At 62.3% G+C, this 23,161-nt stretch carries 17 protein-coding genes; 7 read left to right on the top strand and 10 right to left on the bottom strand.

The annotated features are described in order from the left end of the window. The first annotated feature begins 407 nt into the window (after nt 1-407). Nucleotides 408-3,407, top strand: a complete 3,000-nt coding sequence (locus KKO72_RS04175; RefSeq protein ID WP_214935741.1) for an Rne/Rng family ribonuclease — start codon at nt 408-410, stop codon at nt 3,405-3,407. 77 nt (nt 3,408-3,484) lie between these two features. Here KKO72_RS04175 and KKO72_RS04170 read toward each other — a convergent pair whose 3' ends face one another. The 5 genes from KKO72_RS04170 to hemC all read right to left on the bottom strand — a co-directional run bounded on the left by KKO72_RS04170 (nt 3,485) and on the right by hemC (nt 8,783). Further along, a complete protein-coding gene (locus KKO72_RS04170; protein ID WP_214935739.1) occupies nt 3,485-4,546 on the bottom strand; it encodes a GGDEF domain-containing protein in 1,062 nt (353 codons plus the stop codon). Nucleotides 4,547-4,632: 86 nt separating this feature from the next. Further along, nucleotides 4,633-5,928, bottom strand: a complete 1,296-nt coding sequence (locus KKO72_RS04165; RefSeq protein WP_214935737.1) for a heme biosynthesis protein HemY — start codon at nt 5,926-5,928, stop codon at nt 4,633-4,635. Between the two features lie 3 nt (nt 5,929-5,931). Further along, nucleotides 5,932-7,014: a uroporphyrinogen-III C-methyltransferase gene (locus tag KKO72_RS04160; protein ID WP_214935735.1), complete on the bottom strand. Its 1,083-nt coding sequence runs from the start codon at nt 7,012-7,014 to the stop codon at nt 5,932-5,934. Continuing rightward, nucleotides 7,011-7,832: a uroporphyrinogen-III synthase gene (locus KKO72_RS04155; protein ID WP_214935733.1), complete on the bottom strand. Its 822-nt coding sequence runs from the start codon at nt 7,830-7,832 to the stop codon at nt 7,011-7,013. The genes KKO72_RS04160 and KKO72_RS04155 overlap by 4 nt, the downstream gene beginning before the upstream one ends. 3 nt (nt 7,833-7,835) lie before the next feature. Continuing rightward, nucleotides 7,836-8,783 (bottom strand): hydroxymethylbilane synthase, encoded by a 948-nt coding sequence (gene hemC / locus KKO72_RS04150; protein WP_214935731.1) that lies wholly within the window; start codon nt 8,781-8,783, stop codon nt 7,836-7,838. 102 nt (nt 8,784-8,885) lie between these two features. On the opposite strand from hemC, the gene ppc reads away from it, so the two are divergent. Further along, nucleotides 8,886-11,756, top strand: coding sequence for a phosphoenolpyruvate carboxylase (gene ppc / locus KKO72_RS04145; RefSeq protein ID WP_214935729.1), 2,871 nt, complete (start codon nt 8,886-8,888; stop codon nt 11,754-11,756). Between the two features lie 135 nt (nt 11,757-11,891). Here ppc and KKO72_RS04140 read toward each other — a convergent pair whose 3' ends face one another. Beyond that, entirely contained in the window at nt 11,892-13,934 is a 2,043-nt protein-coding gene (locus KKO72_RS04140) for a bifunctional diguanylate cyclase/phosphodiesterase (protein WP_214935727.1), read from the bottom strand. A 176-nt stretch (nt 13,935-14,110) separates the two neighbouring features. Then, a complete protein-coding gene (locus tag KKO72_RS04135; protein ID WP_251140438.1) occupies nt 14,111-14,884 on the bottom strand; it encodes a hypothetical protein in 774 nt (257 codons plus the stop codon). Nucleotides 14,885-15,069: 185 nt separating this feature from the next. Here KKO72_RS04135 and map point away from each other — a divergent pair, with 185 nt between their 5' ends. After that, nucleotides 15,070-15,867, top strand: a complete 798-nt coding sequence (gene map, locus KKO72_RS04130; RefSeq protein WP_251140437.1) for a type I methionyl aminopeptidase — start codon at nt 15,070-15,072, stop codon at nt 15,865-15,867. 113 nt (nt 15,868-15,980) lie between these two features. Here map and KKO72_RS04125 read toward each other — a convergent pair whose 3' ends face one another. Continuing rightward, nucleotides 15,981-16,763: an SDR family oxidoreductase gene (locus KKO72_RS04125; protein ID WP_214935725.1), complete on the bottom strand. Its 783-nt coding sequence runs from the start codon at nt 16,761-16,763 to the stop codon at nt 15,981-15,983. Beyond that, nucleotides 16,760-17,089 (bottom strand): nuclear transport factor 2 family protein, encoded by a 330-nt coding sequence (locus KKO72_RS04120; protein ID WP_214935723.1) that lies wholly within the window; start codon nt 17,087-17,089, stop codon nt 16,760-16,762. The genes KKO72_RS04125 and KKO72_RS04120 overlap by 4 nt, the downstream gene beginning before the upstream one ends. Nucleotides 17,090-17,190: 101 nt before the next feature. On the opposite strand from KKO72_RS04120, the gene KKO72_RS04115 reads away from it, so the two are divergent. Next, a complete protein-coding gene (locus KKO72_RS04115) occupies nt 17,191-18,129 on the top strand; it encodes a LysR family transcriptional regulator (protein WP_214935721.1) in 939 nt (312 codons plus the stop codon). 208 nt (nt 18,130-18,337) lie between these two features. Here KKO72_RS04115 and KKO72_RS04110 read toward each other — a convergent pair whose 3' ends face one another. After that, entirely contained in the window at nt 18,338-18,946 is a 609-nt protein-coding gene (locus KKO72_RS04110) for a PEP-CTERM sorting domain-containing protein (protein ID WP_214935888.1), read from the bottom strand. A 559-nt stretch (nt 18,947-19,505) separates the two neighbouring features. On the opposite strand from KKO72_RS04110, the gene KKO72_RS04105 reads away from it, so the two are divergent. Genes KKO72_RS04105 through KKO72_RS04095 form a run of 3 tightly spaced genes read left to right on the top strand, consistent with a single transcriptional unit; the run spans nt 19,506 to nt 22,949 of the window. Beyond that, nucleotides 19,506-20,927, top strand: coding sequence for a sensor histidine kinase KdpD (locus tag KKO72_RS04105; RefSeq protein ID WP_214935719.1), 1,422 nt, complete (start codon nt 19,506-19,508; stop codon nt 20,925-20,927). A 40-nt stretch (nt 20,928-20,967) separates the two neighbouring features. Beyond that, the gene (locus tag KKO72_RS04100) at nt 20,968-21,567 is read left to right on the top strand and encodes a hypothetical protein (protein ID WP_251140436.1); all 600 of its coding nucleotides are present in this window, start codon (nt 20,968-20,970) and stop codon (nt 21,565-21,567) included. Continuing rightward, complete coding sequence (locus KKO72_RS04095) at nt 21,564-22,949, top strand: sigma 54-interacting transcriptional regulator (protein ID WP_078364101.1); 1,386 nt, start codon at nt 21,564-21,566, stop codon at nt 22,947-22,949. Before KKO72_RS04100 ends, KKO72_RS04095 begins: the two co-directional genes overlap by 4 nt. Nucleotides 22,950-23,161 lie beyond the last annotated feature (212 nt).

Genomic DNA, 23,161 nt, shown 5'->3' with positions numbered 1-23,161 from the left:
CAAACAGGTGACCCCATGTCCCGTGTGGCAGCCGCGCTGAAGGGTTAAAACGACGCCTTGAAATCCTGATACGGAATAACCAAAAACTCATAGTCTTAGACTGTGAGCGGAATGAAGTGATATGTTTGTGTTGATGTCCTTGATGTGTTTTTGCCTGCAGCGCGTGAGCGTGCTGTTTGTTGGCGCACGTCTGGCACCAGCGCCCTTTAAAAAGGCGCATGTAGCTATCAAACAGGTAGCAATAATCCCCACAGACCCGATGACTCCTCTCCACGCGCCACCGCCCCCGCTCACTCAGTGAGCGAAGGGTCTACGGCAGTTTCCTCCGCATTTCAAAGCGTCAGTTTGTGTATCAATGGCTCGGCATGAGCTTGTGTATTGATATTTGAATTGAAGGAAAGCGACCCATGAAACGGATGCTGATCAACGCCACCCAGGCGGAGGAACGCCGCCTGGCGGTGGTGGACGGGCAAAAACTGCTCGACTACGAAATCGAGATTGAAGGACGCGAACAACGCAAGGGCAACATCTACAAGGCCGTGGTGACCCGCGTCGAGCCCTCCCTCGAAGCCTGTTTTGTCGACTACGGCGAAGAACGCCACGGCTTCTTGCCGTTCAAGGAAATCTCCAAACAGTATTTCCAGGCCAATGTCTCGGTCAGCCAGGCGCGCATCCAGGACGTGATCCGTGAAGGCCAGGAACTGCTGATCCAGGTCGAAAAGGAAGAACGTGGCAACAAGGGTGCGGCACTCACCACTTTTGTGTCACTCGCTGGCCGTTATGTGGTGCTGATGCCCAACAACCCGCGTGGTGGCGGTGTGAGCCGCCGCATCGAGGGTGAAGACCGCGCTGAACTCAAAGAAGCGCTGGACCAGCTCGAATACCCCAACGGCATGAGCATCATTGCCCGCACCGCCGGCATCGGCCGCAGTGCGCCTGAGTTGCAATGGGACTTGAACTATCTGCTCAAGCTCTGGAGCGCGATTGACGGCGCTGCCAAGGGTGGCAAGGGCGCGTTCCTGATCTACCAGGAATCGTCTCTGGTGATTCGCGCGATCCGTGACTACTTCAACAACGACATCGGCGACATCCTGATCGACACCGATGACGTGTACGAACAAGCCCAGCAGTTCATGGCGCATGTGATGCCCGAACACGCAGCCCGCGTCAAACGTTACCGCGATGACGCCCCGCTGTTCAGCCGTTTCCAGATCGAACACCAGATTGAAACCGCCTACGCCCGCACCGTGACCCTGCCGTCCGGCGGCGCCATCGTGATCGACCACACCGAAGCATTGGTGTCGGTGGACGTCAACTCGGCACGCGCCATCAAGGGTGGCGACATCGAAGAAACCGCCACCCGTACCAACCTCGAAGCCGCTGATGAAGTGGCGCGCCAGGCCCGTCTGCGCGACTTGGGTGGCCTGATCGTGATCGACTTCATCGACATGGAAGAAAGCCGCAACCGCCGCGAAGTGGAAAACCGCCTGCGCGACGCCCTGCGCCAAGACCGTGCGCGGGTGCAGTTTGCCTCGATCAGCAAATTTGGCCTGATGGAAATGAGCCGCCAGCGCCTGCGCCCGGCCCTCAGCGAAGGTGCATCGATTCCCTGCCCGCGCTGCGGTGGTTCCGGCCACATCCGAGACACCGAAAGCTCGGCGCTGCAGATTCTGCGCATCATCCAGGAAGAGTCTTTGAAGGACAACACCGCCTCGGTGCTGTGCCAAGTGCCAGTGGAAGTGGCCTCGTTCCTGCTCAACGAGAAACGCGGCGAAATCGCCAAGATCGAACTCAAACAGCGCATCAATGTGCTGATGGTGCCCAACAAGTCGATGGAAACGCCCAACTACAAGTTGGAACGCCTGAAACACGACGACCCGCGTCTGGACAACATCACCGCCAGCTACTCGATGGCTGAAGAGGTCGAAGACGCCACCGCTGTGACGCGCCGTGCCCAAGAGCCCACCAACCGGCAAACCCCGGTCATTAAAGGTGTGTTGCCCGATGCGCCCGCACCGGTGGCACCGCCCAAACCGGTACCGGTCAGCCCGGCACCTGCTGCGGCGCAACAGCCCCCCAAAGCGCCGGTCGCTGCACCGGTCGTGGTTGAAAAAGGCTTCTTTGGCTGGATCAAGAACCTGTTTGCCCCGGCACCGGCAACCACCCCTGCGCCCAAGGCAGTTGCAGCCCCGGCCAACGATAAAACAGACGGACGCGGTCCACAAGCAGGTGGCCGCTCGGGCCGCGACGGCAACCGCCGCAACGAAGCCCGGGGTGATCGCCCCGAAGGTGGACGGGGCCCACGTGGTGAGGGTCGCAACGGCCGCGCCGGCGCAGAAGGTCGCTCCGAGGCCCGCCCGGAAGGCCGTGCCGATGGCCGCCAGGACAACCGTGGCAACCGCAATGAGCGAGGCAACCGGCCCGAGCGCGGTGAACGCCCAGAACGGGGTGAGCGCAACGAGCGCGGCCCACGCAATGAGCGCCCGGACAGCCAGGTCAACGCCCTAGCCCCCGAGGCTGGCCGTTTGGACACCAATGCCCAGGTGAGCACCGAGGGCGGCGAGCCCAGCCGCAACGAGCCCCGCCAGGAGCGCAACGGTCGCAACCAGCGCGGTGACCGTCGTCCACAGCGTGGCCCACGCACAGAAGTCGACGGTCGGCCAACGACCGACCTAGCCGAAGCCAGCAGCAGCCCGGTGACGGCTGACAACGAAACCAACGCCGATGACAACCAGACTGCGGTTGACCAGGCCGACAGGGGCGAGTCTGCACCCCGGGAAAAACGCTCACGTGACCGTTATGGCCGTGAACGCAAGCCACGTGGTGAACGTACCGAACGCCAGGCAGCAGACAACGTCGAGGGCAGCGAGACGCCCAACGCCCGGCCCGTGAACGCAGAGTCCGAAACCGAGGGGCAAGACACACCCCGCAAGTCGTACTTCAGCACACCTGCCGTGACCAGTGCACCCGCGGTGGCAACAGCAGCCCCGGTGGCTGCCGAGCCAGTCGCCGTGGCCGCTGTTACCGAGGTGCAGCCACCCGTGGCCGCCGTGGAACCGGCTCCCGTGGCCGCGCCAGCGCCGGTGTTGCCGACGCCAGTTGCTGCAGCACCCGTTCCAGCGCCCAGCGCTGCTGCGAGTACAGGCATGCCCAAGGTGATGCCTTACAGCCTGCCATTGGAAGAACTGGCACAGTTGGCGCAAAACAGTGGTTTGAACTGGGTCTCTTCTGACGCCGAGAAAGTGGCTGCCGCCCAGGCCGCCATCGCGGCCCAGCCTGAACCGGTGCGGGTGGTGCGTGAACGTCCAGCCCTCGTGGTGATGGACGAGCGCCCGCTGGTGCTGGTGGAAACCCGGCGCGACCTGCGCAACACGACCCTGCCGTTCGAGCAATCAGAAGTGCGCTAAGCCCACATCCCGAAAGGGATGTTTGCTATCAAAAAAGGGCACCTGAGGTGCCCTTTTTCTTGCTTGGATGCCAACGCTCAGACGACGGCCGCTTCCTCTGTCAGGACCGGCACGGGCCCAAAAAACCCACGCCGCACCAGCCCGAGATGGCTGCAGGCTTTGTTGCCCCCACCACGGCGCGCAAAGTCGACTGCCCGCGCGGTGTTTTCGAGCGCACTGGCAGGTGAGTCGTCGGCCCTTACGGTGGTGAAACCACTGCTCACGGTGACACGGCCCACCAGCGGAAAACGGGTTTTCTCCACATTGGCACGCAGCCGCTCAAACGCCGCCAGCACCAGGGCCTCGTCGGGGCAATGCAACAACACCCCATAACTGTCACCCCCAAAGTGGTAAAGCCGGTCATAGGTTCTGAAGGTGCTGCTCATCACGCGCGCGACCTGCTGCAACACGTCCTGCATCGCCGCATACCCGTGTTTGTCGCTGATCAGGCCATAGTTGTCGATCGACACCGAACCGAGCCAGTAGTTGGCGGGCACACGGTGGCGGCGCTCCTGCTCACCCGCGCTGTCCATCGGCGGCAGGATGCCATCTAGGTCTTCGAGAACCGCACTATAAAACGCATCGTCCAGCGATTTCCGGTTGAGCAGCCCGGTCAGCGGGTCGCGGTCACTGTATTCCAGCAGGCTGTACATGTTGCGGTAAATCTGGCGCAGCGCATCCACAAAGGCCAGACTGTCTGCGTCCAGGGCCGCGTCCGAATGCAGCTCCAGCACACCAGCATCTTCTTGCCGTGAATCCGAGAACAAGGGCAGCAGGGTGATGCGTGGACCTTCCGGCCCGGCCCAAGCCACCTCGACCCGCTCACGGGTTTCCAGGCAGCGCAGCCGATCAGAGGCATCTTCGAGCTTGATCAGGGTCTGGAAATCGACCCGCTGCGGATCAATCACACGGCCGCCTCCCTTGGCGTCGAGTCGGGCCACGTCGAGCCAGCGGCTGACGCCCTCCTCGCGCACCACACGGGCAATGACGATGCGCTCCAGGGGCAACAGATCAATCAGCGCTTTGGACAGCGTGAGCTCCAGGAGATCACGGTCACGGTGACTGGTCAGCTTGACAATGTGTTCGATGAATGTGCTCATGGACAAATCATAGACTCGAACGCGTCCTAAGTCACGCAAATGCGTTGCGGCACACTTTTTAACAGGCCCGGCAGGCCCTCAGGGGGTCAGGTTTTGCGGCGCAAGGTGACCTGGGCTGCGTTTCTCCAGGCCAGCAGCGCCTGCGCCTCGTCACCCTGGCGTTGCGCCAGTTCGGCCTGGACCTGCCAGGCACGCGTCAACAAACCGGCATCACTGAGCCGAGGTAGGGCCTGGCGGATCAGCTGTTGCGCTTTGCCCCAGAGCTGCAGGTGCAGGCAGGCCACACCGGCCAGGTACTGCAGGTCGGCGTCCCCGGGTGAGGCCAGCTGGGCCTGTTCGATGCGTGACAGCCACTGCTTGTCGATGTCTTCCCCAGCGGCAGAAAAGCCGTTTTCCATCACCCGGATCAGGAAAACCTTCTGATCTGGCTCCAGCCCTTGTTTAGATTGGGTCATGCGCTCCCAAACCGGTAGTAACCAGGCAAATGCCTGATCCACTGCCCCACCCATCCGAAGCAGGCGACCGGCGGCAGACAACGCCACCTCTGGCACGTTCTGCTCCACCGGGTCAAGCTTTGCCCAGACCACCGCAAGCTGTTCGGGCTCCTGGGTGGTCTGGATGTACTCCAGCGCCAGCGCCCGCTGCAGGCTCAGCGCCGCACTGCCCGAAAACGCCTTGTGTTTGACCAGCAAACGCGCGGTTTCCAAGGCCAGATCGTTTTGCCCGGCCAGGCGCGCGACCTTCAGCCGCAAACGCAGCGCCACCGTGCGACGCGCCACACCGGCAGGCAACTGCGCCAGCCAATCCAGCGCGGCGGCGGGGTCACGCTCTTCCAGCGACCAGCGCAGCGCGCGCAGTTGCAGACCATCACGGGTGCCACTGGCTTCGGCGCTGGCCGACTGCGCCAGCGCCTGCTGGAAATGCATCTCGCGCGCGGCCTTGTCCTGCAGCGCTTGCGAGCTTTCGGCCGCCAGCAGATGCGCCATCACCCGCAGCCGGGGTGCATCGGGCCACAGCTCACCACTGCGTGTCATGACCGCTTCGCGCGCCAGCACCAACTCGGCGGCCTTGCGGGCACGGATAAAACGCCCGGCCACCAGATGCGACAAGGCATCGAGCAAGGCCGAATGCATGATGCGCTCCTGGTAACGCAGCCGCCAGGAACGGGCCTGCCCCGGCATGGCAAACAGCGCGGACAGCGCCTTGAGCGCCACATGCAGCAGAGCGAACACCAGCAGCAGCGTCAGAATCGCCAGATTGAGCGACACGTCCACCCGGTGCGGTGGCCAGAACACGGTGATGGTGCCGGGGTTGGTGCTGGCAAACAGTGCCAGCGCCACCGCCACCCCAAACAGCCCCAGGAACCACAAGGTGAGCCGCATGGCTTAGCGCCCCGCTGCCGCTGTAGCCAACACCGCCAGGGTGTCATCCACCCGGGGAATCTTGAGCTGGCGCATCTGCAGCTGCACCTGCTGCAACAGGGTGACGGCCACGCGGGTGCTGCGGGCACGCTCATCAAAATACTTGCTCAGGCTGTCCTGCGCCACACCCAGATCGGCGCGGGCGGCATCGACCTGGCGCGACAACAGTCCCAGGCGGGCGTTGAGCAGCTTGAGCTTGAGGTTCTCACGCACAAAAAACGACTGTTCCGGCGATAACAGGGCGGCTTCGGGGGCTTCGATGCGGCTCACCCGCACCAGGTTGCGTGCCTCCCCAAGCACCTGCTGCAAGGCCTGTTGCCACTGATCAAGCGGTTTGGAGGCCGCTGCCTGGGGCTTCTCGGCCATCTTGAGCAAAGGCATCACCGCATTGGCCAGCGGCAGCTCGTCGGCCAGGCGCACCAGCTCATCGAGCTTGACCAGCATGCTCGGGGTGTCACTCACAGCCGCCGACTTGACACGCTCAATGTCACGCGCCAGAGCCCGCTGTAGCAACGCCAGACGCGGCTGGGCGGCACGTGCCACCCGCTGATCGGCACTTTTGAGCGCCGCCAGCAGCGGCTCGACCGTGCCGGTCAATTCCGACTGCTGCTGCGCCAAGCGCAGGGCCGCTTCAATATCCACCACCAGGTTTTCGTCACGCGAGCGCGACAGGCTTTGCATCAGTTCATCGAGCTGGCTGCGCTGCAAGGCCACCTCGCTCAAGCGCGCATCGAGCACCGCGACCCGGGTCACAGTCTCCTGTGCCATCGCCAAAGCCTGTTTGGACAGGGCCTGCGCCTCTTGTGACTTGCCCTGGGCGTCGGCGCTTTGCATCGCCAGTTGTTCCTGGATGTTGCTGACCTTCTGCCACAGCAGCACCGTTGCCAGCACACAAATCACCAGCAAAGCACCCAGCCACACCACGGGGTTGCGGCCTGGCGCCGCAGCGGCTTGGGCAGGGCTGACTGGGAGCGGCGCAGCCTCGACCGCTGCCGGTTCCGGGGGCACATTCACACCGTTGGCATCTGTTGGGTTGACATGGGTCATGCCAATGATTCTATCGAGGCAAGAACATGGGCCAAGGTCGGGCGCGACTCACACACCGTGGCAAAGCCCAGATCACGCGCCGCCTGTGCAATCCGGGCATGGGTGGCCAGCGCACGGGCCTGGGCCCAGCTCTGGCCGGGCAGCAGGCTGGACAAGTGGCCCACCGCCTCGGCGCTGCTGAACAACCAGACGGAGCCATCGCTGGCGGCTTGTGTCGCCAGGGCACGTTCAGCCGGCCCCCACACTGGAGCGCCGCGCTGGTAAGCCACCACAAAATCCACCTCGGCCCCGGCCTGGCGCAGGGTTTGCGCCAGCCAGTCGCGGCCCACCCCCGGTGTAGCAGCGGGCTGTTCGGCGCTGTCAGGCTTGTCGCTGTCGTCGTCTCGGGTATCACCACGCACAATCAGCACCCGGGCGCCAGGACCCACCTGGCCCTGCACCTGTTGCCACAACGCCTCGGAGTCAAACTGTCCGCCGTCGGCGGGTGGCGCATCGACCTTCTGCGCGGGCAGGCCCTGTGCCAGCAAGGCAGAACGGGTGCCGGGGCCAGTACACCACGCTCTTGTTTCAGGAGTTTCCTGCCCTTTGTATAAAAGGGTTACAGCCTGATTGGATGCAAAAAAATAGTCCACCGCATGGCTGCTGACAAACATCACAGCGGCGTAGTCTGGCCAACGTGCCCCAATGGCCTGCAGCGTCGATGTATCGGTCAGGGCCCGGGTTTCGAGCAGCGCCAGCGCCAGCGCGTCACAGGAGGGAGAAAGCAGCTTGACCCAGCGCGCAGCCTGTGGCTGCACCCGGGTCACGATCACACGCATGGCTTATTGCCCGATCAGGGCCTTGTCCAGATGGTCGAGGCGACCACCTTGGGCCAGCACACCGGCCTTCAACGCGTCAGCCACACGCTGGCCCAAGGCCGCAGCGCTGGCCTGGTCCGTGACCGGGCCGGTGGCATTTGCGCGCACCAGCGGCAGCTTGTTCTCGGTGTCACCCCAGGCGGCGTTGATGGTCAGCACATCACCTTGCAACGTGGCAAAGGCGGCCAGCGGCATCGAGCAGCTGCCCCCCATCGCGCGGCTCACCGCACGTTCGGCCGCCACGGCCAGCCAGGTCGGCTGGTGGATCAGCGGGGTCAAAGCGGTGGTGATCTCGGCACCGTCGGTACGCACCTCGATGCCCAGGGCGCCTTGGCCAGCGGCGGGCAGCATCACTTCGGGCTCGAAAATGTCACGGATGCGGTCTTCGAGCTTCAAGCGCTTGAGGCCGGCAGCGGCCAGCACAATCGCGTCGTACTGGCCTTCGTCGAGCTTGCGCAGGCGGGTGTCGAGGTTGCCACGCAAGGGCTCGATCTTGAGGTCCGGGCGCAGGGCGCGCAGCAATGCGACGCGACGCAGGCTGGAAGTGCCGACCACCGCACCTTGCGGCAGCGCGGCCAGATTGGCGTAACGTGGGGAAACAAAAGCATCGCGCGGGTCTTCGCGCTCCATCACGCAGGCCAGGGAAAAACCCTCGGGCAGCTCCATAGGCACATCCTTGAGCGAATGCACCGCCAGGTCGGCACTGCCGGCCTCCAGCGCCACCTCCAGCTCTTTCACAAACAGACCCTTGCCTCCGACTTGGCTCAAGGCGCGGTCCAGAATCTGGTCACCCAGGGTGGTCATACCCAGAATGCTGACCGTATGACCCATACCCGTCAAAATGGCCTGTACATGCTCAGCCTGCCACATGGCCAAGCGACTTTCTCTGGTGGCAATCGTGAATGTGCTCATAAGTGTGTGGCGCGTAGCCGTAACCTTTTTGTAATAGCGATGCAGTCGAGAATGCTAGCATGAGTCTTGCTTGAAAATAGCATGCTCAACCACAGAACTGCCATGACAAAAACCAGCTCCCCACGCCCCAAAACCAGCCCTATCAGCACCGAGCAACCCCTGATCGACGACATCCGCCTGCTGGGTCGCATTCTGGGCGACGTGATTCGCGAGCAAGAGGGCGAGGCCGCCTTTGAACTGGTCGAGAAAATCCGACAGTTGTCCGTAGCGTTTCGCCGCGATGCCGACCACGAGGCCGACAAGGCCCTGAGCAAGCTGCTCAAGTCGCTCAGCGGTGACAAAACCGTGAGTGTGGTGCGTGCCTTCACCTATTTCAGCCACCTGGCCAACCTGGCCGAGGACCGCCACCACATCCGCCGCCGCGCCATCCACCAGCGCATGGGCGCGGTGCGTGAAGGCAGCATCGGCAAAACACTGCAGCGCCTGGCCGAAGGCGGCATCACGCCCCAGGCCATCAGCGCGATGCTGGCGCACAGTTATGTCTCGCCGGTGCTGACCGCCCACCCGACCGAGGTGCAGCGCAAAAGTATTCTGGATGCCGAGCGCGACATCGCCAAACTGCTGGCGCAGCGTGACGACATCCTGGCCCAGGCCCTGGCCTACCAGGTGCCCGACGACGCACTCACCCCCCAACAACTGGCCGACAACGAGGCCCAGTTGCACGCCCGGGTGCTGCAGCTGTGGCAAACCCGGCTGCTGCGTTTTTCCAAACTCACCGTGGCCAACGAGGTGGACAACGCGCTGAGTTATTACGAATCAACCTTCCTGCGCGAGATCCCGCGCATCTATGCCCACCTGGAACAAGCGTTGGGCCAGCAGCCGATTGCCAACTTCCTGCGCATGGGCCAGTGGATTGGGGGTGACCGCGACGGCAACCCCAATGTCAACGCCCACACCCTGGAACACGCCCTGAGCCGCCAGGCCGATGTGGCGATCCGCCACTACCTGGCCGAGATCCACCTGCTGGGCGGTGATCTGTCGCAGTCGGCCATGCTGATGGCGTTTTCGCCCGAGATGCAGGCCCTGGCCGAGTGCTCAGCCGACACCAGCGAACACCGCAAGGACGAACCCTACCGCCGCGCACTGATTGGTGTGTACGCCCGCCTGGCGGCCACCCTCAAGGCGCTGACCGGCACCGAGGCGCCGCACTACGCGGTGCCGCCGCAAAACCCCTACGCCAGCGCACAAGAGTTGCTGGCCGACCTGAAGGTGATCGAAGCCTCACTGCTGGCGCAGCACGCCCAGGCCCTGGTGACCCAGCACCTGCAGCCACTGATGCGCGCCATCCAGGTGTTTGGTTTCCACCTGGCCACGGTCGACCTGCGCCAAAGCTCCGACCAGCATGAAGCGGTACTGACCGAGCTGCTGGCCCAGGCCCGTGTCACAGCTGACTACGCCAGCCTGGACGAAGAAGCCAAATGCCAGCTGCTGCTCAAGCTGCTCAACGAAACCCGGCCCTTGCGCGTGGTGGGTGCGCCCTACAGCGAACACACGCTCAGCGAAATCGCCATTTTTGAAGCCGCCAAAACCATGCGTGAGCGCTACGGCGCCCAGGCCATTCGCCACTACATCATCAGCCACACGGAAACCGTAAGTGACTTGCTGGAGGTGATGCTGCTGCAGAAAGAAGTGGGCCTGATGCGCGGCACGCTCGACTGTGACAACGCCAGCTGCGACCTGATTGTGGTGCCACTGTTTGAGACCATCGACGACCTGCGCCACGCCGCGCCGATCATGAAAACCTTCTACGCCTTGCCCGGCATCCTGGCCATGGTGCAGCGCGGCCATGCCGACCAGTATGGCGAGCAGGACATCATGCTGGGTTACTCCGACAGCAACAAGGACGGCGGCATCTTCACCAGCAACTGGGAGCTGTACCGTGGTGAACTGGCGCTGGTCGAGGTGTTTGACGAGATCAACCGCGACCACCCGACGCCTGATGACAAGGAATTCATCCAGCTGCGCATGTTCCACGGCCGGGGCGGCACGGTCGGGCGCGGCGGCGGCCCCAGCTTTGAGGCGATCCTGGCGCAGCCCCCGGGCACCGTGCGTGGCCAGATCCGCCTGACCGAACAAGGTGAGGTGATTGGCTCCAAATACGCCAACCCCGAGATTGGCCGACGCAACCTAGAAACCCTGGTGGCAGCCACGCTGGAAGCCACCCTGCTCCACCCGACCCAGGCGGCTGAGCCGGCGTTTCTGGAAGCCGCAGCCGAGTTGTCGCTGGCCAGCATGGCCGCCTACCGGGCGCTGGTGTACGAGACCCCGGGCTTCACCGACTACTTTTTTGGCGCCACACCAATCCGCGAAATTGCCGAACTCAACATCGGCTCACGCCCGGCTTCACGCAAGGCCACGCAAAAGATTGAAGACCTGCGTGCGATTCCCTGGGGCTTCAGCTGGGGCCAGTGCCGCCTGACCTTGCCGGGCTGGTACGGCTTTGGTTCGGCGGTGGAACAGTTCCTCAAACCCCTGGGTGACAAAACACCGGCCAAGCAGCAAAAGAAACAGCTGGCGCTGCTGCAGACCATGGAGCACCAGTGGCCGTTTTTCAAAACCCTGCTGTCCAACATGGACATGGTGCTGGCCAAGAGTGACCTGGCCCTGGCCGGTCGTTACGCCGAGCTGGTAACCGACAAAAAACTGCGCAAGAAGATCTTCACCGCGATCGAGCAGGAATGGCAGCGCACCACCCACGCGCTGGAGTTGATCACCGGCGACAAACAGCGTCTGGCGCACAACGCGGCGTTACAACGTTCGATCCGCCACCGCTTCCCGTACATCGACCCGCTGCACCACCTGCAGGTGGAACTGGTGCGCCGCCACCGTGCTGGCCTGAGTGATGAACGTGTCAAACGCGGCATCCACATCTCGATCAACGGGATCGCGGCGGGCCTGCGCAACACGGGCTGATGGGTGGGGCTTAACTAGCTGGCCTGTCGGCTGACTGGTTAACTCAAAAACAATAGCTGCCAGCCCTTATCGAAAAAGGGCTGGCAGCCAAAAAGAGGCTTGAACCCTGGGGCAAGCTGGCTGACACCGGGCAGCTCAATGCCCAGGCGCGTGCCCACTGCGGGCAAACGCCAAAAAATCCTCAGGCAGCAGCGGCTTGGCAAAGAAGTAGCCCTGGCCAAAATCACAGCCGGCTTCCTGCAGCAGGTCTTTTTGCAGCTGGGTTTCGATGCCCTCTGCCACCACCTGCATGCCCAGTTCATGCGCCATCTGGATGATGGCTTTGCACAGTGTCAGGTTTTTGCTGCCTGGCGCCAGATCCCGCATGAAGGACTGGTCGATCTTGAGGAAATCAATGTCAAAGCGGTGCAGGTAGGCCAGTGACGAGTAGCCGGTGCCAAAGTCGTCGAGCGAGACCCGCATGCCTTCCTGGCGCAAGCTCAGCAGTTGGCGTTGGACCGACTCGGACGCATCCAGCAGCAGGCCTTCGGTGATCTCGACCACGATGGCTTCGGGCGCGATGTTGCCGGACTTCAGGTGGTCGGCCCAGCTGGGAGTCGGCCCGTTTTTGCTCTGAAACTGCAGCGGCGACTTGTTGACGGCAATTTGCATGTCGGGATGCAGCTCGCTGCGCCACAGGCGCACCTGCTGCGCCGCAGTGTGAAAGACCCAGTCTCCGATCTCGTTGATCAGGCCCATCGACTCCGCCAGCGGGATGAACTCACACGGCGGAATCAGCCCGCGCTGCGGGTGTTGCCAGCGGATCAGCGCCTCGGCCTTGTGGATGCTGCCATCTCTGAGGTTCACAACCGGCTGGTACACCAGGTGAAACTGCTGCTGCTCCAGGGCCACATGCAAGTCACTGGCCATGCGCAGCCGTTTGTGGGCACGTTCCTGCAACGCGCTGGTGAAGAAACAAAAGCCGTTTCTGCCATGAGACTTGGCCTCGTACATGGCCTGGTCGGCCAGTTTGAGCAGCTCGTCGAAGCTCTCCCCGTTTTGCGGGTACAGCGCCACACCGATGCTGGCAGACACAAACACCCGGTGGCCGCCCAGATCAAAGGCCTCGCCAAAACTGGTAACGATTTTTTGCGCAATGTCCCCCACGTCGGCGCAGGGCAGCAAGTCGGTCAGGATCACCGCAAACTCGTCGCCGCCCATGCGTGCCAGGGTGTCGGTGCTGCGCAGACAGGCTTCCACACGCCGTGACACCTGCACCAGCAGCTGGTCACCAAAAGCATGGCCCAGGCTGTCGTTGACCTCCTTGAACTGGTCCAGATCGATGATCAGCAGCCCCAGCCCGTGGCCATGGCGTTTGTGGGTGTTGAGCACCTGCTCCCAGCGGTCACGCAACATGCGGCGATTGGGCAAACCGGTGAGCGCGTCAAAGTTGGCTTGTTGCCAGATCAGCGCCTCGGCTTTTTTGTGCTCGGTGATGTCGTGGGCGATGCCATAGGTGCCAATGATGCCCCCGTTGGCGTCACGCAAGGGCATCTTCATCGAGACGTTCCAGGCCTCACGACCATCGTGCCAAACCTCGTGGTGCAGCTGGTTGAACACCGGAGCGCCGGTGCGCATGATCTCCAGCTCCTCGCGCATCGTCTGGGCCGCATGTTCGGCCGAGTAGAAGTCGGCATCCGACTTGCCCACCGCCTGGGCCGGGTCGTCCAGGCCATAGCGTTTGGCCAGGCTGGTGTTGATGCGGATAAAACGGCTGTCGCGGTCTTTGAAAAAAATCTGGTCGGGCACACTGTCCATCATCGAGTGCATCAGGTCGCGCTCATGCTGGGCCGACAGGTTCTCCAGGTGGCTGCCGGTGACATCGCGCCATTGCGACACAATGCCCAGTTCTTCCGCCCCCACGATGTGCCGGTAGGCGATGCGTTCGAACCAGCGGCCATCTTTCAAATGGAAATAACTCGACTGATGCGACATCGCATCCTGCTCGATCAGACGCAGCGCAAAAGCATCTTTTTCAGGGTAGGCGAGCAGGCCAACCTGGTGTTCAAAGCGCTCGCTACCCGTCATGCGAAATGCACTTTGCTCTGAAAACCCCCAGAGGCGCAAGTACTGCGCATTGGCAAACAGCAGCTGGTAACAGTCGTCCAGCAGCGCGATGCCGTCGGGATGGGAACGCAATATGGCTTCCGCCCAAAGATGCGCCTTCATCTTGCCAAGGAAAAAACTGAGGCTGACGCCATGTTCTGGTGCTCCCTTGCTGGCTTGGTTGCCAAACGATTGTTCGGGCCTGATGGACCCGGGTCTCTCCTGCTCCCTGCTCAAACGGAGAGGGGCAAGTCAGATGCCGCGTGCCATCATAAACATCTTTCCTGACCACCGCAGCCACGCGAGGGGATGAGCAGGTCCCCCATCGAATGGGCGCCCGGTGCGTAGGCCGACAGGGCCGCCCCCAGCACCATCAGGAAAACACCGGTGGCAAGAAAAGGCAGCACCGTGCGGCGCACCGCCGTGGCCAGCCAGTGGGCCGGATCGTCCCCGCGCACATAACGGTACAACGCGTACGAAAACGCACCATCCACCAGCACCTCAGCCAGCAGCGCTGGCGCGATGTAGATCACATACAAGGAGGCCAAGGCCAGCCCAAGCGCCAACACCACCGCCATCAGCGGCAGGGCCAGCTCATCGGCATCCGCCACCGAGCTGACCGACTCGCTCACATCGAAGTCCACCTCCATGGGCTCAACCGGGGCCACACCGGGCCCGTCGAACGAGGCACTGGCACCACCGCCACCAAAATCCCCACCGCCGCCGCTGTGCAGGGGTTCGCTGCTGCAGCCTGAGCCACTGTTGGATGAGGACCCCGACAGATTCGGCAGATCCAGGTAGTCCTGCGCCTGGGTCCTGAGCCACAGCCAGATCAGAAACAAAAACATGCCATAAGCACAGACCAGCGCCAGCGGGTAACGCAGCGTCATGCTCTCAACACCGCCCAGGTGCAACAGCACATACGACGAGACCAGGCCAAACGCCCCCGTCAAGCCGGTGATCAGGGTCATCTGCAACCTGGGGTAGGACTTGGCCTGCAGCGTTTGGCGCGCACGCACAACCGCCAGAGAACGAACAAACATCTTCGAACGGGGAGCCATGGTTTTTTTGGTGGGCTGGGTGAAACGCCAACAATCTTGGTGTGGGGCTGTTTCAAATCATAGCCCGGCCAAAAAGATGGCCAAAAAAGCTTCGGGCACCTGCGGGCAGCTCGCACGGTAAGCTATCACCCCCTGTGTTTTGGATGGATAGGACGGTTGAGATGTTGATGATGAGCCACACAAAGAGTTTGGAGAGCCTGGCGAAGATGCGCGACGCGGCCAACGTTTTGGTCGGTGCGCTGGAGATGGTTGGCGCCTATGTGAAGCCCGGCGTGAGCACCGCTTTCCTTGACAAACTCTGCCACGACTACATCGTTGACCATGGCTGCATCCCGTCCTGTGTGGGTTACGAAGGGTATCAACACGCCACCTGCATCTCGGTGAACCATGTGGTGTGCCACGGCGTACCAGGCGACAAAACCTTGAAAGACGGCGACATGCTCAACATTGACGTGGTGGCCGCGCGCGACGGCTGGCACGCCGACAGCAGCGCCATGTACTTCGCAGGCCAACCCAGCATCGCCGCCAAACGGCTCGCCACCATCACCCAGGAAAGCCTCTACCTTGGCATTTTGGAAGTCAAGCCCGGCGCACCGCTGGGCAACATCGGCGCAACGATCCAGGCACACGCGCACAAACACGGCTACAGCGTGGTGCGCGACTTTTGTGGCCACGGCATTGGCGCGGCCATGCATGAAGAACCCGAGGTGCGGCACTTTGGCAAACGCGGCAGCGGTGACATGATGTTGCCTGGCATGACCTTCACCATTGAGCCCATGCTCAACGCCGGTCGACCCGACGTGCATGTGCTGTCGGACGATTGGACGGTGGTGACCAAGGACCACAGCCTGTCGGCCCAGTGGGAACACACGGTGCTGGTGACCAACACCGGAGCCGAGATTCTGACGCTGCGCCCCAGTGAAGCGGAACATTGGGATAAGTTCAAAGTGGCGCACGGCCGATAGTTTGTCAACGAGCTGTTTTTTCAAAAATAATAGCTACCAGCCCTTATTGGATAAGGGCTAGATTGCCAAATGGCTTATAAGATGGGTTAACACCAGGCGGGCAGCGGGTACCGCTAGACCGTCGGCACCGTGCCTCCGTCGATCAGATACTCCGCGCCAGAGATAGAACCCGCGCGGGGTGACACCAAAAAGCTGATCAGGTCTGCCACTTCCTGCGGCTTGGCTGGGCGGCCAAGTGGAATCCCCCCCAGCGACTGCATGATGATCCGCTTGCCACCCTCGGCATCCGTACCCGCCTGGGCCGCCACGCGCTCGACCAGTGCAATGGCGGCGTCGGTCTCGATCCAGCCGGGCGCGACGCTCAGCACACGAACGCCCTTCGGTGTCACCTCTTTCGACAAGGCCTTGCTGTAGGTGGACAAGGCCGCTTTGGCCGCCGCATAGGCGGTGGTGGACTCCGGCAGCGGCAGCAGCCGCTGGATGGAGCTGACGTGCACGATCACACCCGAACCCTGGGCCAGCATGGCCGGCAGCAACGCCCGGTCCAGACGCACGGCAGGCATCAGGTTCTGGTTCAACTCTTTGAACCATTGCGCGTCGTCCAAGGCGGCAAAGCCACCGCCCGGCGCGCTAGAGCCACCCACCACGTTGACCAGGATGTCCACCCCGCCCCATTGGCCGAGCACGGCCAGCGCGACCTCGGTTGCCCCCTCGGCGGTCGACACGTCAGCCGCCACATACAACACGCCTTCGACCGGGTGCACAGGCGCAGAGCGCGCCGTCGCCATCACCTGCACACCGGCATCAAACAAAGCCTGCACCACCGCGGCGCCCACACCTTTGGTACCACCGGTAACCAGCGCACGCTTGCCCTGCAATTGAAGGTCGAAGCTCATACGCTGATCTCCAGCGAGGCGATCAGGCCACGCTCCAAGCGAAAGTGGTAACGCAGATCAACCGGGCTGCCAGGGAAGTTGCCCGCTACCCGGCTCGTGACGGTGTGGCAGCCCTCACGCAGCTCCAGCGCGGTGGGTTCACTGGTGTAGGTGTACTTGGCAGATGCCGCCGCCTTCCACGCCTGGATGGCGTCGAGGCCGCTGTAGGTGTGGCCCTCGTCCTTCACCACAGCGTGGGTTGTGAAGCATCGGGCAAGCGCTTCAGGGGTTTGTTTGTCTGCAGCAAAGTAGGCGGATATCGGGTCAGGAAGGTGCAAAGTGCTCATGGTGACGAACTCCTGGGTTGGTGAAGTAGTGAGGATGCGCCTGCCGTACAAATTAGTGAATAGCTTAGAATTTGAATGACTTATGTAGAAATTTATACAGAATGCGTGGATCGGACTTTGCTGAACTGAGGGCTTTTGCCGCCGTGGTCGAGCGCGCGAGCTTTGCCCGCGCAGCGGAACACCTGGGCCTGTCGCCCTCCGCACTGAGCCAGACGATCCGCCAGCTTGAAGCGCGGCTCGGCGCGCGGTTGTTGAACCGCACCACACGCAGCGTGGCGCCTACGGCGACCGGGCAGCAGCTCTATCAACGCATCGCACCGCTGTTTCAGGACATGGCCGATGCGGTGGCCGAGGCCAGTGCTGCGGCGGGCAGCATGAGTGGCACACTGCGCATCAACACGCTGGGCATGGCCGCCCGCCAGGTCATTGCGCCGCGCCTGGGTCGCTTTCACCAGGCACACCCTGAGGTGCTGCTGGACATCGTGGTGGACGATGGGCTCAGCGATATCGTCGCTGGCCGCTTCGACGCGGGCATCCGCGTGGGCAGGCGGCTTGAGAAGGACATGATTGCCGTGCGCCTGACCCCCGACGTGAAGATGATCGCCGTGGCGTCACCGGACTACCTGGCGTGCCGTGGCACGCCGCAGTCCCCCGCCGACCTGCACAGCCACGCCTGCATCAACTGGCGTCTTCAGATGGATGGCCAAGCTTCTCGCTGGGAGTTCGAAAAAAAAGGAGCGCGGCTCGACATCGCCGCAGAAGGGCCACTGGTCACCAACAACTCGGACATCGGTGTTGCCGCGGCACTGCAGGGGATGGGCATTGCCTATGCCTTCGAGCGCACGAGAGTGGATGAACATCTGGCCCAAGGACAGCTGGTGCCGGTGCTTGCCGATTGGTCCATCACACGGCCTGGGCTGTTTTTGTACTACTCAAACCGGCGCCACCCCTCACCGCTTTTGAGCGCTTTTATCGATTGTTTGTTGGATCGTGATTTGGCTGAACCCCAGCAACTGCCCGGCGTGAACCCAAAACTCTAGCGGGTCACGGCAGCACAGGATGTTCTGGAAACGGATATTGGCGAGTATCGGAACCACGCCAACAGCCACGATTGGCCAATACCACTCTCTACCAAATACAAACGCTGGACATCTACCGAGCGGGACATCACAGGGGTGAACGGCGTGGTTGCAGTTATGAGTCACTTACTCACACAAACAAACGAGCCGACACTTCGCCTGACCAGACCTAGTGAGCTTGCCGGCGACAACGCGTGGCTGCACCCAACAGCCCCAAACCGGCCAGCAATATGGCGTAGGACCTGGGTTCAGGAATACTGGGGATGATCACCCCACTTGGTTGCGGAAGCCGGATGTCTCCGCCACTACCAGCTACGATGAAAACAATCTCACCGCCCAACAATGAAGAAGCGGTGTCTCCGTTACCAATTGCCGCTCCGGAAACCAAGGTACCCCCCGTTAGCGAGACTGGGCTCCCTGCAGTAAGGTTTGGAGCAGCAAGCGAGCCGTTTATCACAAACTCTGTTCCAGTCAAACCCCAGCCTCCATTCGAGGTGATAGTTCCTGATATTTGGATAGGGCCAGTATCAAACACAGTGTTCCAAACCCAGTTACTGGCGTTGGATTGATTGAAGTAAACGTGATCGACTTCGCTCAAGTCAAAGGAGTGCCACTCAATCGTGGTATTTCCTTTGGTCTCAACCGTCAACGAGTTTGCTCCCCAAAAAAGAGTCGCCTCACCTGACACCACGCGCGCGAAACTCGGCAGCGCAAAAGATGATGTTGAGAGAAAGCAAGCACATAGCAAAGCGATGGTCTTGATCCATGTCTTTTTCATACACTTCCTCGCGGCAAAATCATTGACTAACGCCACTCCCCAATCGAGATACTAGTGAAGTTTTGTTTCAGGAGAACGAGGCCAATAACTGGTTTGTGTAGTTCGTTTGGACTTTTCAGGTCTTTTCAATTCCGACTGGCACGGGAAAATGAATGCCCTCCAACAGCCGTTTGTCGACCGTCCGTCCCATCTCCTGCCAACGACAAACACAGGACATCTACCGAGCAGCACATCGTGGCAGGCCGTTTTCAGGCAGTAGCTATACGAGCGTCCGCTGGGGCCATGTCAAGGCATGCCATACTTCGACCCATGCGGTTGGAGGCCCTGTTCCTTGTCCATGCGTCTGACCCAGGTCAGCCAAGCCACCGATGGCCGCAATACCTTGCCAAACCCAAGGCAGAGGTGTTGCAGGCGTCACGCCCCAGGCGCTGACGGCGCTGCAGTGATGGCCCAATCCGCCCCGTTGCCTATATAAGAAATCTGCCTCCAGCCCTTATTTATCAAGGGCCAACCGCTATACAAACAATAGTTTTACATCCGCCTTCAGCCCATCAACCCCATGCTTCAGAAATTCTCGTTCCGGCAACTCCTGGTGATCGCGTTTTTGCTGATTGCCGCTTTGCTGGGGGCCGCCTCGTTGCGCGCCCTGTTCACGCTGGAAGAGCTCACGCTGCAAAGCCGCGACGGCGCGGCGCGTTCGCTGGAGCTGGGTCAACTGGCCCAGTCGCTCAGTGAGCTGAGTGTGTCGATGGAGCGCACCTCGCGCCAGTCGGTGGTGCTGGATGACCGCGTGCTGCGCACCCGTGTGGCCGAACAGGCGCGCGAGGCCACCACGCTGTTGGACAGTCTGAGCGCCGCAGGCCTGTCGCACGAACGCGCGCAGCAATGGCGCGCCCATTTGCAGGAAGTCAACGATCTGTTGACCGGCCCGCCAGAGACCGCGCTGGATCGGGAGCGCGAGTTGGCGCAAAACTTTCGCGAACTGGCCAGCGTGAATGCGGCGGTGGCGGTGCAGGTGCAAAAAATCATCCAGCAGCGTAACCAGGCGCTGGAGGCCAAGCTCGAAGACAGCCGCAGCCACCTGGCGCAGCAGGTCACCTGGGCCATCGTGCTGGCGGTGGCCATGGCGCTGGCGTTTGGTGTCTGGTTCACGGTGCCGCTCAAACGGCTGGAAAACGCCATTGTGGACCTGGGTGAAAACCGGCTCGATGAGACCATCACCATCCGGGGGCCGGCTGACCTGGCCATGGTGGGCCAGCGGCTGAACTGGCTGCGCCTGCGCCTGGTGGAGCTCGATGCCGACAAATCACGCTTTTTGCGCCATATCTCGCATGAACTCAAAACCCCGCTGGCCTCGCTGCGCGAAGGTGTCTCGCTGCTGGAAGACAGTGTGGCCGGTGAACTCAACCGCGAACAGCGCGAAATTGCCCAGATCCTGCGCCACAACACCAATGTGTTGCAGGGCCAGATTGAAGACCTGTTGCGCTTCAACACCGCAGCGTTTGAGGCGCGCCAGTTGCACCGTCAGACCATCGACCTGCTGCAGCTGATGGAAGCCCAGGCGGACGCCCAGCGCCTGCAATGCCGCGCCCGCGAACTCACCGTCACGGTCGTCGGCCAGCCCACGCTGGTGCAACTGGACCCCGACAAGATCGGCACGGTACTGGCCAACCTGTTGTCCAATGCCATTCGTTACTCTCCGCTCAAAGGGGTGATCCGCCTGGAGCTGAGCACGCTGCCGCGTCTGGTGCGTATCGACATCCACGACCAGGGTGTAGGGGTGGCGCAGGCGGACCGTGAGCGGATTTTTGAGCCGTTTTACCGTGGTGAACGCCAACCGACCGACGTGGTGCGCGGCAGTGGTATTGGCCTGTCCATCGTGTATGAGTACATTGCCGCCCACGGCGGGCGCATCGAGCTGCTGCCCGCCCCCGTGGGTGCCCATTTCAGAATCGAGTTACCCCATGTTTTTAAACCCTGATTGTTGTGCGCGGCCCCCTCATCGCCTGCGCCGTGCCGGATTGTTGACCTCTGTCGTGCTGGTCATGTTGACGGCAGGTTGCGCCAGTTCCGTCGGCCAGGGCGGCAGTGCGACGGTGCACCCAGCCGCCACGCCAGCGCTGCCCGCCAGCTCGGTGCTTTGCAAACCGACACCGCCGGTGGCACACACAGCACCGCAGGCGTCTGAGCCCGTCCTGAGCCTGCTGGTGTATGCCGAGCGGGTGCGGCGCATGCAGCCCGCAGAATGGAGCCAGGAAGTGACCCGGCTTGGTGATGCCGCCAGCCCCACCGACCAGGTGCAGCTGGCCCTGGTGCTGAGCCAGTTTCGCCAGTTACCAGAGTTCCAGCGTGCCCAGGACTTGCTCGGCCGGGTGCTGGCCAACACCAGCGCGCAGGCGCTGCACCCGCTGGTGGGTATGTTGGCCTATCGCCTGGGGGAGCAACGCCGCCTGGAAGACTTGTTGGACAAACAAAACCAGCAGACGCGTGAGCTGCAGCGCAGGCTCGACCAAACCACCGACCGGCTGGAAGCCCTCAAGGCGATCGAGCGCAGCCTGACCAGCCGCCCACCCCAAGCCCCGGCCTCCAACAGCCGTGGCAACCACACGCCCGCCCCATGAGCCCGCCGCTTAACACACCGCCCGCACCCGGGCCGCATCTGCTGGTGGTGGATGACGACGCCGACATGCTGCGCCTGCTCACCATCCGGCTCACTGCCGCCGGGTACCGGGTCAGTGCAGTGCGCTCTGCCGAGGACGCTTTGACCCAGTTGTCTATCGAGCGGCCCCAGCTGGTGCTCAGTGATGTGCGGCTGCCGGGCCGCGACGGCCTGGCGTTGTTTGACGACATCCGCACCCAACACCCCTCGCTGCCGGTGATTCTGCTGACCGCGCACGGCACCATTCCCGACGCGGTGCAGGCCACCGAGCGGGGTGTGTTCTCGTACCTGACCAAGCCGTTTGACGGCAAGGCGCTGCTCGACAAGATTGCGCAGGCGCTGTCGCTGAGCGCGCTGTCCCAGTCCAGCCGACCCGGCAGCCCGCCCGCCTGGCAAGACCAGATCATCAGCCGATCCAGCCGCATGGCCGAGGTGCTGGCCGAGGCACACATGGTGGCACAGTCGGACGCCAGCGTCTTGCTGCGGGGTGAAAGTGGCACCGGCAAGGAGCTGCTGGCCCGGGCCATCCACCAGGCTGGTACACGGGCCAAAAAACCCTTTATTGCGGTGAACTGCGGCGCCATTCCAGAGGCCCTGCTCGAGTCGGAACTGTTTGGCCATGTCCGGGGCGCTTTCACCGGCGCGGTGTCCAACCACATCGGTCTGTTTCAGACGGCCGACGGTGGCACCCTGCTGCTTGACGAGATCGGCGACATGCCTTCGGCGTTGCAGGTCAAGCTGTTGCGGGTGCTGCAAGAGCGCACGGTGCGCCCGCTGGGCGCCAGCCAGTCCACGCCGGTGGATGTGCGCATCATCTCGGCCACCCACCGCGACCTGGACCAGGCGATGGCCGAGGGCCAGTTCCGCGCCGACCTGTATTACCGGCTCAATGTGGTGACCCTGACCTTGCCACCGCTGTCAGAGCGGCGCGAAGACATCGCGCTGCTGGCGAACCATTTCCTGGTCAAGCTGGCCAGCAAATACAACAAACGCCTGAGCGGTTTTGCGCCCGAGGCCTTGATTGCTCTGACCACGGCCGCCTGGCCGGGCAATGTGCGCCAGCTCTACAACGTGGTGGAGCAGGTCTGCGCCCTCTCGACCACACCGCTGGTGCCGCTGACCCTGGTGCAGCGCGCCCTGCGTTCACCCAGTGTGGAGGTGCTCAGCTTTGCCGAAGCCAAACAACGTTTTGAGCGCGACTACCTGGTGGGCCTGCTCAAGCTGACCGACGGCAATGTGGCCGATGCCGCCCAGCTGGCCGACCGCAACCGCACCGAGTTTTACCGCCTGATGCAAAAACACGGCTTGACGCCAGGCCTGTTCAAGGCCGACCACGGCGCCTAGTGTCTGTCGCTCAGCAAAGACAGGCGTCGCTATCAGGCGACAAGCCAAACCGTTGATTTCAAAAGATTTTTTCTTTTCCGCCTGGATCTTGTCGCTGTTTGGCGACAAAAACGGTGGGGTTTATCGAGGTTTCCCGCCGCTTTCGCGGCAAACCATTTCAAAAATCATCTAAGCTGTTGATTTCATTCGACTTTTATAGACTGGCATAGGGT

Source organism: Rhodoferax sp. U11-2br (assembly GCF_018619435.1).
Lineage (GTDB): Bacteria > Pseudomonadota > Gammaproteobacteria > Burkholderiales > Burkholderiaceae_C > Rhodoferax.
Note: the sequence above shows the minus strand (reverse complement) of the source record. Positions and strands in the feature narration are given on the sequence as shown.